Origin of the sequence: Rhodococcus sp. 06-418-5, from assembly GCF_002258285.1 — a bacterium.
Taxonomy (GTDB): Bacteria; Actinomycetota; Actinomycetes; order Mycobacteriales; family Mycobacteriaceae; genus Rhodococcoides.
In genome coordinates this window covers 598,024-612,417 of sequence record NZ_NOYE01000016.1, presented here as the reverse complement: position 1 = coordinate 612,417, position 14,394 = coordinate 598,024, and the positions used below count along the sequence as shown (strand labels likewise).

The window sequence follows — 14,394 nt, the reverse complement described above, 5'->3', positions numbered from 1 at the left end:
CTGGAGCTGCGAATATCCTTCGTGGATGGGTGTACGCATAGACAACCGAGCTGGCTACTCGAATGAACAGCTCGGTGCCATGTCCGAGGGACTGAAGCGGATGGACTGCCCCGAGTCTGCCGAGGTCGTCATCTCGGACAATTTTGTTTCCGATGTGCGTGCTTTCTTGGGGTCCGCGACGTACGGCACTGATCGGGGGACCGGGATCGTTGCTGCAAAAACAATCCCCGTCGCGGCCAACCGCCAAGTTATCGTGGTGAACGCCGAACCCGTGAGCGCGATGGATTGCCAGCAGCTCAGCCGCTTGCTTGCTCACGAAGCCGGCCATGTGCTCATCGACTCGCGTATGGAGGGTCATCCTGACACTCGATCCACCTGGATGGGCGAACAGGTTCTGCATTCGTTAGCTGCCACCGCGCTAGACGAGTACCGCGTCGAAAAAGCACTTTATGCAAACGGTTTTCCGCTCGCCGACGAAGTCGGTTGGACTTCTGTGGGCGACGTCGCCACAGAAGTGAATTTGCAGGTGATGAGTGCAGTCGTCGATGAGACTAACAAGAACGACCCCGAGAAGCTCGCCGGTGACATCACCGCCGTTCACGACTGGTCGTCAAAGAAGCTGGCATACACTGCGGCAGCCGTTACGAGTGGTGCGTTGGTCGAACCACCTCGCGTGCCAGCTGAGTATCTGGAGGACTGGACGGACTACCTCAAAAGCGGTTGGTCACATAGGCAGGCTGGGTATCGCCCAGCTCCGGACGCGGCAACACCTGCTTCGGCACACCAACTGCAGGGGCTTGTGGGAAAACTTATGACCGTTGAACGCCACTACCTCAACGCCATGGGGTTCTTCTATCGGGAATATCACGGAACCTGGGGATTTCATCGGCGAAAAGACGATCGGTTGTTCGATGCTCGATGGGCCCGAGCTGTCCGCATGATCTCCGAACGCCATTCCGAAGGGGATGAACTGAACTCCGATTGAGGAGCGCGAAGTGACTAACGAACGCAGCGACACTCGGCTCAACGGGTGGTTGGACAGCCGAAAGATGAGTAACCCTCACCTGAGCTACTTCAGGTACCGGTACATCGTTGACAGCGAGACACCGACCACGTCTCGGATATCGGCCAACGATATGCAGCCGCTACGCATTCGCTTGGCCTGCGTGATCTTCGCGTCTGAATCGACCGCGGCCGGCCGGCCAGGTGGCCGAGCTGAGTGCGCTCGCGAATCAGATTGCGTTCGAACTCCGCCGGTGCCCCGAAAATTGCGTTGATGAACTTCTCGCCTGACGTCGTGGTGTCGATCTACTCTGTCAACGACCGAAACCCCATACCATCGGACTCGAGATCTTGGAACGTCTGCAATAAGGTGGGGGAGTAATCGCCCGAGCCGATCGAGCCGCCACACCACCAGATTATCCCTGACGCCGACCATTTAACTCGGTCCACCATTGAAATCTACCTCCCTGCTATGATCCCTCGAAAGTGACGGAACATTATAGATTGCGTGAATTACTTGCTGTGCGCTTAGCGCTATATGCATCCGCAAGAAGGCCGAAGTCTACTGCGCGTTCCATGTAAAATACGTGAGGTAGTGTGGCATACAAGGTTGCGGGATCTTCTTCCAAAACCTCGTTCATCGGAAATCCATCTTTGGCCCACTTGCCGTATGTCAACAATAGGGCCGATAGGCGATAAATGTTCATGTGAGCATTATCGTAATTTCCGGGATCAACAGCGGAGTTCCCGTACAACTCGCTCACCACGGTCAGGAAGATACGTAACCGGTCGAGGCCCCCGGGATGTGAATCGGTAAGGTCGGTCTCCCACTCGCCCCGCAGATGAGCAATCGTAATGAGCGCCACCGCAGCTCCAGTAAGTGAAGCAGGTAGAGCCATCGGTCTCCGCTTCTCCGGCGCGAAATGGCCACTGACTATAAGGAACGCGAGTAGGTCTGCTTTCACCTCGCTGTGATGGGAAGGTGCCAGCCGTGCCAGTTCCTGGTGCCAGCACGAGCTGTCCGACAGCAATTCGTTGAAGGCCTTCCAGACCTGCTTGTCCGGCCTCTTTGATAGGTCACGCGCGAGGTGATGGCTAAGCTCGTGGGCGATGAACCATGATTCTGCCGCATTGCAAACTGCGAACGTCGCGTCCTCAAACCATTGACTGGGTGATAGCATTGCTGCCGTTCCCCTCAGGGATAACACGCCACCGCTTTTGTAAGCCTCGATGTCCTCATCGAACTGCGTGCGCATTCCGCGCCACATTCTTCCGCAATCATCGATAGACATACGTTGTGCCATGTCCAGGCTCGAAATAAACTTCCCATACATTGAGGCATACGCCGCTATCGCTGACGTGAATTCATGGGAAATGGTCACAATCCCGCCGCGAAAGGTTCTGTACGACTCGCCCATATCCGTTCTAGAGTAAGTTCTCCCCGCGTACACATTGGCAATCTGAGAATGCCATCTAGGATCAACCATAGCGACTACCTCTTTGAGGTTTTCGTTTAAGATGGGGCAGTTTGACCTACTGTCGCTACTCAGGGGATTCCAGTTTGTCATCCATCTCGGTACAGTGCGTCCTTTAGCCGCCTTGACTAAGGCTGACATATGTGGATTGGACCAGTAGCTGACCTGCGGTTCGCCCGTCTGTTCAAAGAACAATGCACGCGATTTGTTCAGGCGCATATTCATGTTAGTTCCCCCATTTTTCTGGCGCTCCTTTTGGTCTACGGTAGCAAAACCGGACCGCAAGCTTCGTCATAGTTGTCACCGCGACCCGCGGGACGTCGGGTTGCGCTCCCGCATTGAGATCCATCTCGACCGAACCAGTGGAAGGTTCCCCCAATGATTCCTTCGCCAGGCAGTGTGATCGCACCTGCCCGGCGGCCGGCCACCTACCGTGCCGCCCGAATTGAGCTTCGTTGCGGTCTCCCTGACGAAGTGCGTTCATCTCTTTGTCTTTCTGGCTTCCCGATTGCGAACTACTCAGCCCACTCGGCAGCGTCCGGGTGCCAATACCCGCGAACAACCTGATTCGACAAAATAGGATCAAGGCACCGCCCTGCAGCCACCAACGCCGACTCAAGAGTCAACGCCGAGCTAGGCAATCCCGACACCGTTCGAGCTAGCGCCTCATAACCGGCAGTCCACCCAGAGGAAGGAGCTGACATGGCCGGCGGCAATTCCAAACCTCGACGTTCGGACTCTTGAGACAGGCCACGCGCCAACACATCCGCTGCGAAACGCCAAGCGGAAATTATGAGTACCAGATCAACCAGATCGTGATACCGCGACGACGGACCACCATTCGACCCGTACTTCCCGTACATCGCACACACCTTGTCGGCGATCTGCGCCGGCAACGGGTACAACGCAAACTCCGGCATAGCAGCCAGGTCGTCCATGACCACGATCGGTGTCGGATACTGATAATCAACGTCACCTACCGCAACAAGCTCAGTCGCAAGGTCTATCGGAAAAGTGAAGAGCTTCAGTGCGTCGTAATAGACGTCAACCTTGAATTTCGCGCCATCGACACCACCAGTCATCGCAGTAGGTGCATCGCGTATAGCGAAGCGAAGTGGATCGAGTTCGCTCAGATCTGCTGCCTCCCGAAGATCCTCGACCGCCTCCTTGAGGCCGGCCCTAGTATGCAGAAGGTCAATATCCTGGCTGTAGCGCGCATCTGGAAGCCGCACCAACAGTGATGCACCGCCTTTGAGCAGCCACCGCCCCTCCGGTTGCGAGAAGATCCGCGCCAAGAACCGTTGGAGATAGAACTCCCGGTGCAAATACTCGTATGGCCGCCCTCGAAGTTTGGACTCTGTCTTCAGTCGGTCCTTCAGGGACCGCTGGAACGCCGCAGCACCTCGAATTCTCGTCACTGCGCACGCCGCTCGCGGTCGGCGGTCTTGCGAGTCTCGGCGACCACGGCAGCGGCCTTATCCTGGATGTTTTGTATGGCCGGAGCATTGACCAGTGTCATGGATTCTCGAAGACTTTGCAGCGCCGGAGCATTGACCGGTGCCATCGATTCTCGAACATTTTGCATCGCCGGAGCATTGACCAGTGCCAGTGAATCCAGAAGACTTTGCAGCGCCGGAGCATTGACCAGTGCCAGTGAATCTCGAACATTTTGCATCGCCGGAGAAATGGCCACTGTCATCGAACCCAGAAGAGTTTGCACAGCCGGAGAACTGACCATTGTCATTGAATCTCGAAGATTTTGCAGCGCCGGAGAATTCAGGAAGTCGGTGTTCGTCAGATTGAGTGCCCCTTGCACGGCCAGACGCTGGCCTAGCGCACGTGTGGACTGGGGAATCCCGGCCTCGTTAAGGAAGCGATTCAGAAGACCTTCCCCATCGCCCAGTTGCAGCCCGTATCTGTGGGCGTACGGCCGCAGCGCCTCACTCGCACTCTCCGAGTCCACACGATTGGTGACAACAGCGTCGCGAACGATGCCCGCCAGGTGTCCACCATCGAGATGCCCCGCGGCGAGATCGACGATGGTCCTCAGTACCGTGGTGACCGGCAGCCCATCCGCGAGTGTCCACGCTTCCCTCTCATAGGAAGCAACGCGGTACCGAACATCGGGCAGACGAGACTGCCGCCGCTTCGGAGTCGCGAACTCCATCACATCAGCATCGACGTCGCCGAGCCCGTGGAGCCACGCAGCGGACCTGTGCGTCACTATAGCCGGGGACTCATCCCGCAGACGCTCACCCACGGTCGCACTGGGCTCGATCATCATCCAGGCAGCCCGGAGCTGCTCAGACGGAACGCTCGGCGCCCCACCGACCCGATAAGCACCATGGCGGATCCGCTCCACAGTTCCAGACTTGGCCATGCGGGCAATCTGCTGAGCGGAGAACCCCAGGCCCTTTGCTTGCGCCATGGTGAACAGACCCCACTGCTCCGACGACAGATCAGCAAGGTCGAGGATTCGAGAATCGCTAGCCATACACACCATAGTACCCACCTAAATAGGCCCTCTCCTGCAAAAGTCACCTTATGGTTGTTATTTTTGCAGGCTGATATGGATCTAAGTCACCCGCGCGAACCGCCGCCGGACCGCCGTTCAGATTTGTGCAGATCGCTGGATGCACGCCACCATACCTGCAAAGATACTGCTCGGCCTGCAAAAGTTACTACTAGGTGTAACCTTTGCAGGGTCATCTAGATCGAAGTCGAATGCCTTGAGTGCTGCCGCCGGAGCAGCGGGCTTCGGATGACCGCTGATCGAGGCGTCGCCGACGGGGGAGTGCACGGCTCCCTAAAGTGAAGGCCGGAAACCGATACCGGACCACCGCGAAACATATTGATGCGCAGGGTATGTGAACAGCAAGCGTTACGACATCTACTGCGGAATCGGCGTCGGCAAGAGCGCCCACCACGCGATCGCGCTCACCTCCGACGGGCGCGCCGTCTCGCCCACGGGGCCTTCTTCGCCGCCCCACTGGCAGCAATCACCGGGCACGTCGTGCTAGCAGACCAGGGAAGACTGAGGGCGGCGTTCGACCACTTCGAGGCACTCGTTGCCTCCGCTGACGAGCTTCGCCGCGAACTCGATGCGCAACCGAAAATCGTCGACGAAGAAGTGGCCTACCTTGCTGACCTTCGACAGTTCTTGGAAGACGCCGGCGCATCGACCACAACCTCTGGTAGCCCCAGACCACCCAGTTCGTACGTTCCTGAAACCCCTGGGGCTTGTATCTGGAGATGACGCGCCGCCGGATTCATCGTCGACGCAAGGGAGGCAGTCCGTTGCTCTCCCAAGGTCGACTCGCCGAGCAGATTTCAACCGTCTTTCCCTGCTCGGCGCGAAATATCTCGGAGCTCGAACACTTGAGGCAACCTCCCGGCAGTCCGGCGCAGCTCACGAGAGCGATGATAGCCACGATCTGCCTGGGTATGGACCGATCGGGACGCGATACTACTTACAGCTCACCCGATGGGGCCGCGGCGACATTGCCCAGGAACAGGCACGTCGCCTAAACCCCAAGTGGGGAACTCGTCGAGCACATCAACGAACTTCTCAAAGCGATGCCACCGCGATGAAGTGTCAGCGGCTCGCGCTGATCTCACCAGTGGGTCGCGACGGATCTTCTTGTTGCGAAGAAGATAGAACCACTTGAGCTCCCCCTCTCGGCGCACCACCGCCACGGGTGCCTGCTCACGTCGACGCAGGCGGTTCACCGAAATCAGTGAGCGGCGTTGTACGCCTCTTCGATGTCGGCCGGGATCCGGCCACGCTCGCTGATCTCGTAGCCCTGGTCGAACGCCCACTGCCGGACCGCCCGCGTCTGCTCCGGATCACGCTTGACCGATCCGCCGGCCGCTGTCGACGCGGCAGCGGGGGAGGGCTTACGCTTGCGGCCACCGACTCGCGTCGCGTGTCCGACGTAGTAGTCGAGCTTCTTGTGAAACTCGTTCGCATTTTTCGCTTTCAGATCGATCGAGTACTCGACGCCGTTGATCGCGAATTCGATCGTCTCGCCGGACTCGTCGTCGATGACCGACCCGTCGATATCGTCCACCAATTGGGTTGTCACTCGTTTGGCCACAGCCGGAAAACCTTTCATCGACACATTCGCTATGCGCAACCGCATTCTTATCTATGAGCGTAACCAGCACCGACATCCGCGCTCTTCAGCGACACGGCCATTCGCTACCGCACCGTTTCACGCACCTGCGTTGCTTCGCTGGGTGTGCGACTGAACGGATGGCCTTCTGAGCTGACACGCACGCCGCAGCTCGACCAGAACAACAAAAGCGCATGAGCACAGACGCGCTACGACGCTGAAATGGCGCGGAGCCGTGAAGACGGGTCGAGCAACAGGCAGGCCATGCCGCAAGCTAGCCACATGATGCAGCTTCGACGACCTATTGGAAGGTGGTGCGCAACGCGCCGATGGCAACAGCAACGACTACGGCAAACATGATCGACGCAACAACCACGCCGATGCGAAACACGCCGCCGGCGATGACTCCCGTTGCCCGCAGGGGAGCGAACCGCCAACCTGACTCGGACTTCCCAGCGCGCCACAGCGCTCCTCCGACGATTAAGCCGATGGCAACAAGTGCGATCACGATCGTTGACCTCCTACCTCGAGCCGGATTCAACACGAAGCCAACGGCATAACAATTTCGCCGTAGCCATGTGCAGTGGTCGTGCGTTCCCATTGCGTTCTCGAACTACCGTTGTGGTTGCACCGAGCTAGAACCTTCGATGTGGCGGGCGTCAAGCCTGCGGCGCTAGCTCAACTCGTTCGTCAGGCGATGCTGCCCGCGTCATTCTCTGCATCCGGACCGATATCGGGCCTGAGGGTCGTACGTGCCGTCATCGTCGACTTGACCAACCGCGTCGCTTCGGGCACCGAGAGATCCACCAAGGCAGCGATGCTGGCGTATGTTTCCCCGCGTTTCTTGAGCTCGGCCAGTGCTCTTGCGCGTCTCTCATACGCCGCTTCAAGTTTGGTTTCCGCGTCCCGCCGCAATCGCTCGATCCTCGTGGTCACATCGTCGTTGATTTTTTGTTCGTCGCGGGTCGCATCGAAATACGAGATCAAATCCTGCTCCTGATTCTTCAAACGCAACTGTGCGTCCGATAATCGCTGCGCATTCGCCCGCCGAGCCCGTTCCCGAGCGCTGATCGGTCCACCGTTTGAGGGAGTCATACGGGACAGGCTACCGCCGACATGCCGGCCGGCGGAAGAGTGCTACGTACCCATCCGCGCCCTGATTCATCTGTCCTGCTGTAACTTTCGTCCCCTAAGGTCCATGTACGTTCTGATTCGTCCGACATCCTGATGCGATCAACTGTAAATCCTCTGCATTTCTTTGCGAAATTCCAAACTAAACGCCACACACCTCTTGCACTATTAGTGTTCATGGGCGGAATCTGCGTACTATCGCGACTGTGTCGCGCAATTTAGAAGCAGATTTCGAGCGAGATCGGCCCGTGAGATCTCGTCGCAGACCGGCTCGTCGGCGGCGGTGCCCGCGATGATGACCGTGCACGCGCTCCACGCGGGCGACGGCTACACCTACCTCACCCGTGAGGTCGCCAGCGCCGACATTCGCCTCGAACGCGGCCAGGACCTCACCGACTATTACGCCGCGGAAGGCACCGAACCGGGCATCTGGGGAGGGCGGGCCGCGGCCGAGCTCGGGGTGTCCGGGTACGTCCGCGAGGACCAGATGAAGGCGCTGTTCGGTGAGGGTCTGCACCCCGAAGCCCAGGCGTTGATCGAGGCCGCGGTCCTCGACGGCACGAAGGCGAACGCGGCGATCGAGAGCGTGCGGTTGGGCCGCAAGTTCGCAAGCTTCCGCAACGAGGTGCCGCTGATGAAGCGCATCCGCGCCGAGATCGAGAACGACCGCACCGCCGGCGGGAAGCCGCTCACTGCCGAGCAGTGCCAGCAGATCCGCTACCGCGTCGGAGCCGAGGAGTTCCACCGCGAAGTCGGCCGATCACCGGCCAGTGAAGCAGAGCTCGTCCGCTACATCGCCTCGCAGCAACGCCGCGAACGTCAACCTGTCGCCGGCTACGACTGCGTGTTCACTCCACAGAAATCGGTGTCCGTTCTCTGGGGCCTGGGCGACGACGACACCCGCGTGGCGATCGAGCGCGCACACAGCGCTGCGGTGAGTGATGCCATCGGCTGGGTCGAGGACAACGCCTCCTACACCCGCGTCGGCAAAGCCGGTGTCGGACAGATCGAATCGACCGGCTTGATGTACACCCGGTTCGATCACCGCGACAACCGTAACGGTGACCCGAATCTGCACACTCACGTCGCGATCTCCACCAAGGTGCAAGGCGTCGACGGCAAGTGGCGCAGCCTGGATGGACGCGTGCTGCACAAGCTCGCCGTCGCCGCATCCGAGCGCTACAACACCCTCATCGAGGAGTACGTCACCCGCGAGCTGGGCACCGTCTTCGCCGACCGACCCGGCACCGGAATCAACAAACGCGCCGTCCGCGAAATCGAGGGCATACCCGCCGAACTGCTCAGCGAGTTCTCCCGCCGCGACGCCATCGAGTCACGGCTGGAAAAGCTCGTCTCGGACTACCGCAAGACCCACGGCAAAGACCCCTCGACCGCGATGCAGATGCGCCTCGCCGATCAAGCAACTCTGGAGACCCGCAACGAGAAAGCACCCCCGAAATCGCTCGGTGCCCAACGCGCGGAATGGCGCGAACGCGCGCTCGACGTCGTCGGCCGACGCGCCCTGAACTCCGCCTTGAAGAAGAGCATCGGGACCACGATCACCGTCACCGATGCCGCCGCGCTCGACCATCGCGAGATCGCCCGCACCGCGGTCGCGCGCATCGCACAGCAACGCTCGAGCTGGAACCGCTGGCACATCCAAGCCGAAGTCCAACGACAACTGCGGCCACTGGTGTTCGCGACCGCGGCCGAGCGTGACGCGGTCGCCGAGAAGGTCACCGAAGCCGCGCTCGGCGGGGAGTCGATCCGGTTGACCCGGCAGGTCGATGCGACACCCAAGGCGCTGCAGCGCAGCGACGGTGCGTCGATCCTGACCGTGCACGGCAACGAGACCTACACCAGCGCAGCGATCCTCGCCGCCGAACAACGTCTCGTCGGTGCCGCCCACACCCCGACCGCGGTGATGGCACCTGCCCACGCCTACACCGCAGCCCTGGCCGCGCACACCCAACGCAAAGGCTGGGACCTCGGCGCGGACAAGAAGGCACTCGTCGAGCACTTCCTGTTCTCGGGTGCGCTCCTGGCTGCCGGTGTGGGTCCGGCCGGAACCGGCAAGACCACCGCCATGCGCGTCGTCGTCGATGCGTGGCGCAGTACCGGATACGACGTGATCGCCCTCGGACCGTCCGCGAAAGCCGCCGACGTCCTCGGCGACGAACTCGGGGTCACCGGTCGCACCATCGACGACGTCCTGACCCGCTACGAGAACGAACTCGACACCGGCATCACCCCGGGGGCGATGATTCTCGTCGACGAAGCAGGCATGGCCTCCACACACAATTTGGACCGGCTGACTCACATCGCAGCCGAGCACGGCGCAGTGGTCCGTCTACTCGGCGACCCTCAGCAGCTCGCCGCCGTCGATACGGGCGGTGCACTGCGCCTGGTTGCTCGATCGAGCGCGGCACCGGAGCTGGTCGACGTTCACCGTTTCCGCGACAAGGAAGAGGCCGAGATCTCGCTGCGACTGCGCGACGGTGATACCTCCGTCGCCGCCTGGTACGCCGCGAAAGACCGCGTCCAGCACGGCATGGCCGACGACCTCGCCGAGAAAGTATTCACCGCCTGGGCGAAGACCTCGGACACCGATACGACGTCGCTGATGATCGCCAGCAGCAACCACGCCGTCCGCGACCTCAACGACCGGGCCCGCACCGAACGACTCGCCAAGGGACTGGTCAAGAAAGGCGGCAACGACCTGTCCGACGGACTGCGCGCCAGCGCAGGAGATCTCATCGTCACCCGCCGCAACGACACCAGCCTGCGCGTCACCGGTACCCGGGGCGAACGAGTCTGCAACGGCGACTTGTGGACGGTCAAGACTGCGCACCGCGACGGATCGCTGACCGTGCGCCACCTCGAACACGGCGGGCGCATCCGACTGCCGGCCGACTACGTCAAGGAGTATTGCGAGCTCGGTTATGCCGCCACCATCCACCGGTCGCAAGGCATGACCGTCGACCAGGTTTACGTCCTCGTCGACGACACCATGAACCGGCAAGCCCTTTACGTCGCTCTCACGCGCGGCCGCGAGAGAAGCCAGCTGTACGTGCCCATCGACCGGATCGTCGACCCGCACCTGATCCACGTGCATCCGGACAAGAAGATCGCCGACGAAGTCGTGCGGACCATCATCGGCCGCGACGGCTCGGACGTCTCGGCGACCGAACAGCAGCGCGACGCCGCCGTCGCGCACCGCAAGCTCGACTACAACGTCGGCGGATACGAGTACGCGGGCGAGCTCATCGATGCGCACCGTATCGAAGCGATCGTGCGCGAGAACATGGGTCCGGAGTTGGCGAACACGATGATCGCCGAAGCCGAATGGGACACCTTCGTCCACCAGTACCGCCGCGCCGAGCAGCTCGGTCTGGACGCCTCCCCCACATTGGCCGCCGCACGCTCGGAGCGAGAACTCGCCAGCGCCGACTCCGTCTCCGCCGTGATGCACTGGCGACTCGAAAAGCACATCGAGAACGGTGCCGATGAGATGCACGCGTGGGCGCAGAGCATCGAACCGACGTTGCGGACCCAGTTCGGTGAGCACGCCGAGACCATCCTCGGCGATGACGGGGCGTGGCCCGACCTCGCCGCCCATCTACGCAATGCAGAACGCGCCGGCAAAGACCCCCACGCCGCAATCGTGGAACTGCGCCGCGGTGTCACCGACCCCGACTCGAGCGCAGCGGATCTGCTCAACGATGCCGAACGACGCTGGCCCCTCGGCCGAGAAGCACGCGACCACAGTGCCCCCAGCTGGGTCCTGCCGCCGATTCAGGACCGCGAAGGAATCGACCCCGAACTCGTCGCCTGGACACGACGCCGATACACCGAGATCGCCGAACGCACCCGCGAGCTCGGACAGCACGCCGTCGACGAACAACCCGCCTGGACCCGCCACCTCGGCGAGGTTCCCGACTCCGGCGGGGCCCGACTGCGCTGGCAGATCACCGCCGGCCAAGTCGGGGCCTACCGAGAACAATTCGGCATCGACACCGACCGCACCCTCATCGGAGACCGACCCGAACACGGCGAAGCTGCCCGCGCGTGGGATCAGGTCAACGCCCGCATCAAGACAGTCACCGCACCCGCGTCGGTGCCCGCACACGCAGGCCCCGGACAGCAGTCGACACCAGCCCCGCTACCCATGTCGCCCGATCCGATCGTCGTCACAGACCTTGCACGACGGGAAGCCGCTGAACAGCGCGCAGTGGAACAACAGGCAGCAACGCCTGAGATCCGTCGGAGAAAGAGACGTCCCCACCAGCGCGTTCAGCAGGCGGTGGCAATTGATAGGCGTACTGGGTACGGTCCGAAGTAGTCTCCGAAATGAAGTCGCATACTTGTAGCAAGGTAGCGTCGATCCGCATTCGCGATGGGAGCACAGTAGCTTCGTTGCGTGTATTGGCCTGTACAGTCCCAGCATGGCAGGCTACCCGGGCATGAACATGGATCCGAACTCATCTGCGAGCGGGTTCGAGCGTTTAACTGTATACGGCTTTCGTCAGTTCGGACTTGTGGACATCGATCTCTCGAGCAGGCTTACTGTCCTTACGGGGGCAAATGGGGCTGGTAAGACCACGCTGCTGGGGATCCTCGGCCAGCATTTTAGCTGGCACTCTACTTTACTTGCGGGACCAAAATCTGGACGTCATTCGGCAGATTTATACTCACTTGACGTTCGAAATCTGGACCCGCAGTACTTGGATAGGCTGGCGGGGGAACTTAGCCCGGAACGCCTCGCTGAATTCCTGCAGTTGTTGAACCGGAGACCGGGGACGGACTACTACCAGGGTATCCCCCAGCGTGCTGTGGGCGAGCTGAAGTACGCGCACGGCGGGGTTTCTCAGTTGTTGGTTCCAGAAGCGAGCTACAGCATCCAGTACAGCCTGTCGATCAATCCGCAGTTAGGTGTTACTGGTCTTTACTTGGGCTCACACCGGACCGCCAGCATCTATCAGCCAGTCACAAGCATTCCTGCGGAGTTCGCGCAGGCCGATCAGATTCTTGCGGAGTATATAAACGAAATCCGGTCTTTTTTCACGGGTGGGCGTAGTGAAAAATCGAGCATGCTAAGAATGAAAGAGGCTCTCTTGGCTGCGGCCGTCTACGGCGAAGGCAACAGTGCCGTACGGCCAGATCCTCAAGCCGAAAAGGTATGGAGTGGCTTCCAGAAAGTTCTTAAGTTGATTTTGCCGGAATCGCTTGGTTTTCAGGAGCTGCGAGCGGACCCGCCTGAGATTGTGCTGGAAACATCATCGGGTCAATTCACGATAGATTCGATTTCTGGCGGGATGAGTGCGTTGTTTGAGCTGGCTTGGCAGATTCACCTGAGATCAAGTGGGAGCGAAGAGTTCACGGTGTGCTTTGATGAGCCGGAGAATCATTTGCATCCGTCGCTGCAGCGAACACTAATTCCGAGTTTGTTGGAAGCATTTCCGCGGGTCAAGTTCATCGTTGCTACACATAGCCCATTCATCGTTACAGCTTCTCGTGATGCGCGCGTGTTTGTATTAAAGTACAACGATGAGAGGTTAGTCGACTCGGTTGAACTGGACTTTGACAACAAAGCTCAGTCTGCAGAGGCCACGCTCACGCAGGTGCTAGACCTTCCGAGTACGACGCCAGTCTGGGCTGACGACGAGTTTGACTCCATAATGGAGTCATATCTCAGTCGGCCAATCACACCTGAGGCAGTGCGACGACTTAAAGAAGAGTTGATAAGTCGGGGTTTGAAGAGTTCTGTGCCTCTCGGCATTAATCGTTTTCTGGGTGAAGGCGATAAATAAATTGCGTAGTCTAAAAAAGCTTGACATCCCACCTGTGCTAGCTGAAAAAAAGGACGAATGGACTCGCCGTTATGTTGCCGCCAAGCTTGAAGGAAGGAAACCGCTACCAGCCCCTTGGCGGAACAAAGAAATCCGCCGCGTGCTGACCAAAGAAACATTCGAGCGTTGCGCATTCTGTGAGTCTGAACTCCTCGCCGTTGCGTTTGGTCACATTGAACACATCGAACCCCGTGTGATTTACCCCGAAAAAGTTGTGGACTGGGAGAATCTGACGCTATCTTGTGAGCGATGCAATAACGCGAAGTTGGATTATCATTCTGAAATAACACCGCTAGTAAATCCGTACATCGATGATCCGGAAGATTATCTGCGCTTCATAGGTGACCTTGTACTCCCAATCCCAGGCTCGGATCGCGCAATTATGACGGTCCGCAAGTATGGGTTATTTCGAGTGCAATTAGTCGGACTTCGCCGGGCCAGGATTGAACACTTCATGCTTTATCTGGACCGATGGGTGCGTGCGGTCGATCCAGTAATGTCTGAAACTCTTCTCGATATAATGATTGAAGACTTTGTGACGGGTCCATATCAAATGACAATCCGATCGTTGCTTTTGGAGTTTGGGGTACCGGCGGGGAGGCTTAAGCTTCCAATTGCAAAGAGTTGATCTGTGGCTGATGTATTTGACGTTAGATGAAATTTGGCCGGATTCTTGGCGATCATTCCGGTAGTTCGGCCCGTCGCCGTCTAGCACATTTCGCTTGCTGTGCCTATGTAGACATTGAAATCCGAACTCTTGAAGGTGCTCTTGCCGTTCAAAGCTGAACTGCCCGAGCTTTCATCTTCTTCTACAGCGAGGTT

The 14,394-nt window shown here is 59.5% G+C and carries 12 protein-coding genes; 5 read left to right on the top strand and 7 right to left on the bottom strand.

Annotated elements, in window-relative coordinates; translation table 11 throughout:
• The first annotated feature begins 25 nt into the window (after positions 1-25).
• Positions 26-985, top strand: a complete 960-nt coding sequence (locus tag CH274_RS15265) for a hypothetical protein (protein ID WP_143546579.1) — start codon at positions 26-28, stop codon at positions 983-985.
• Between the two features lie 84 nt (positions 986-1,069).
• Here CH274_RS15265 and CH274_RS30010 read toward each other — a convergent pair whose 3' ends face one another.
• The 4 genes from CH274_RS30010 to CH274_RS15250 form a co-directional block, all read right to left on the bottom strand.
• Positions 1,070-1,153, bottom strand: a complete 84-nt coding sequence (locus CH274_RS30010) for a hypothetical protein (RefSeq protein WP_373453933.1) — start codon at positions 1,151-1,153, stop codon at positions 1,070-1,072.
• A gap of 346 nt (positions 1,154-1,499) precedes the next feature.
• The gene (locus tag CH274_RS28895; protein WP_143546578.1) at positions 1,500-2,702 is read right to left on the bottom strand and encodes a hypothetical protein; all 1,203 of its coding nucleotides are present in this window, start codon (positions 2,700-2,702) and stop codon (positions 1,500-1,502) included.
• Between the two features lie 290 nt (positions 2,703-2,992).
• A complete protein-coding gene (locus tag CH274_RS15255; RefSeq protein ID WP_179275757.1) occupies positions 2,993-3,772 on the bottom strand; it encodes a nucleotidyl transferase AbiEii/AbiGii toxin family protein in 780 nt (259 codons plus the stop codon).
• 119 nt (positions 3,773-3,891) lie between these two features.
• Positions 3,892-4,971: a type IV toxin-antitoxin system AbiEi family antitoxin domain-containing protein gene (locus tag CH274_RS15250; RefSeq protein WP_094658055.1), complete on the bottom strand. Its 1,080-nt coding sequence runs from the start codon at positions 4,969-4,971 to the stop codon at positions 3,892-3,894.
• Positions 4,972-5,344: 373 nt separating this feature from the next.
• Here CH274_RS15250 and CH274_RS29230 point away from each other — a divergent pair, with 373 nt between their 5' ends.
• Positions 5,345-5,497: a hypothetical protein gene (locus CH274_RS29230; RefSeq protein ID WP_179275756.1), complete on the top strand. Its 153-nt coding sequence runs from the start codon at positions 5,345-5,347 to the stop codon at positions 5,495-5,497.
• 714 nt (positions 5,498-6,211) lie between these two features.
• On the opposite strand, the gene CH274_RS15245 is transcribed toward CH274_RS29230, so the two are convergent.
• The 3 genes from CH274_RS15245 to CH274_RS15235 all read right to left on the bottom strand — a co-directional run bounded on the left by CH274_RS15245 (position 6,212) and on the right by CH274_RS15235 (position 7,600).
• Positions 6,212-6,574: a histone-like nucleoid-structuring protein Lsr2 gene (locus CH274_RS15245; protein ID WP_094657923.1), complete on the bottom strand. Its 363-nt coding sequence runs from the start codon at positions 6,572-6,574 to the stop codon at positions 6,212-6,214.
• 319 nt (positions 6,575-6,893) lie between these two features.
• Positions 6,894-7,100, bottom strand: a complete 207-nt coding sequence (locus tag CH274_RS15240; protein WP_094657922.1) for a hypothetical protein — start codon at positions 7,098-7,100, stop codon at positions 6,894-6,896.
• A gap of 182 nt (positions 7,101-7,282) precedes the next feature.
• Positions 7,283-7,600 (bottom strand): hypothetical protein, encoded by a 318-nt coding sequence (locus CH274_RS15235; protein ID WP_256993587.1) that lies wholly within the window; start codon positions 7,598-7,600, stop codon positions 7,283-7,285.
• A gap of 415 nt (positions 7,601-8,015) precedes the next feature.
• On the opposite strand from CH274_RS15235, the gene mobF reads away from it, so the two are divergent.
• The 3 genes from mobF to CH274_RS15220 all read left to right on the top strand — a co-directional run bounded on the left by mobF (position 8,016) and on the right by CH274_RS15220 (position 14,200).
• The gene (gene mobF / locus CH274_RS15230; RefSeq protein WP_094657921.1) at positions 8,016-12,065 is read left to right on the top strand and encodes a MobF family relaxase; all 4,050 of its coding nucleotides are present in this window, start codon (positions 8,016-8,018) and stop codon (positions 12,063-12,065) included.
• Positions 12,066-12,168: 103 nt separating this feature from the next.
• Positions 12,169-13,533 (top strand): AAA family ATPase, encoded by a 1,365-nt coding sequence (locus tag CH274_RS15225; protein ID WP_094657920.1) that lies wholly within the window; start codon positions 12,169-12,171, stop codon positions 13,531-13,533.
• On the top strand, positions 13,517-14,200 hold the full coding sequence (locus CH274_RS15220; protein ID WP_179275755.1) for an HNH endonuclease: 684 nt from the start codon (positions 13,517-13,519) through the stop codon (positions 14,198-14,200). Before CH274_RS15225 ends, CH274_RS15220 begins: the two co-directional genes overlap by 17 nt.
• Positions 14,201-14,394 lie beyond the last annotated feature (194 nt).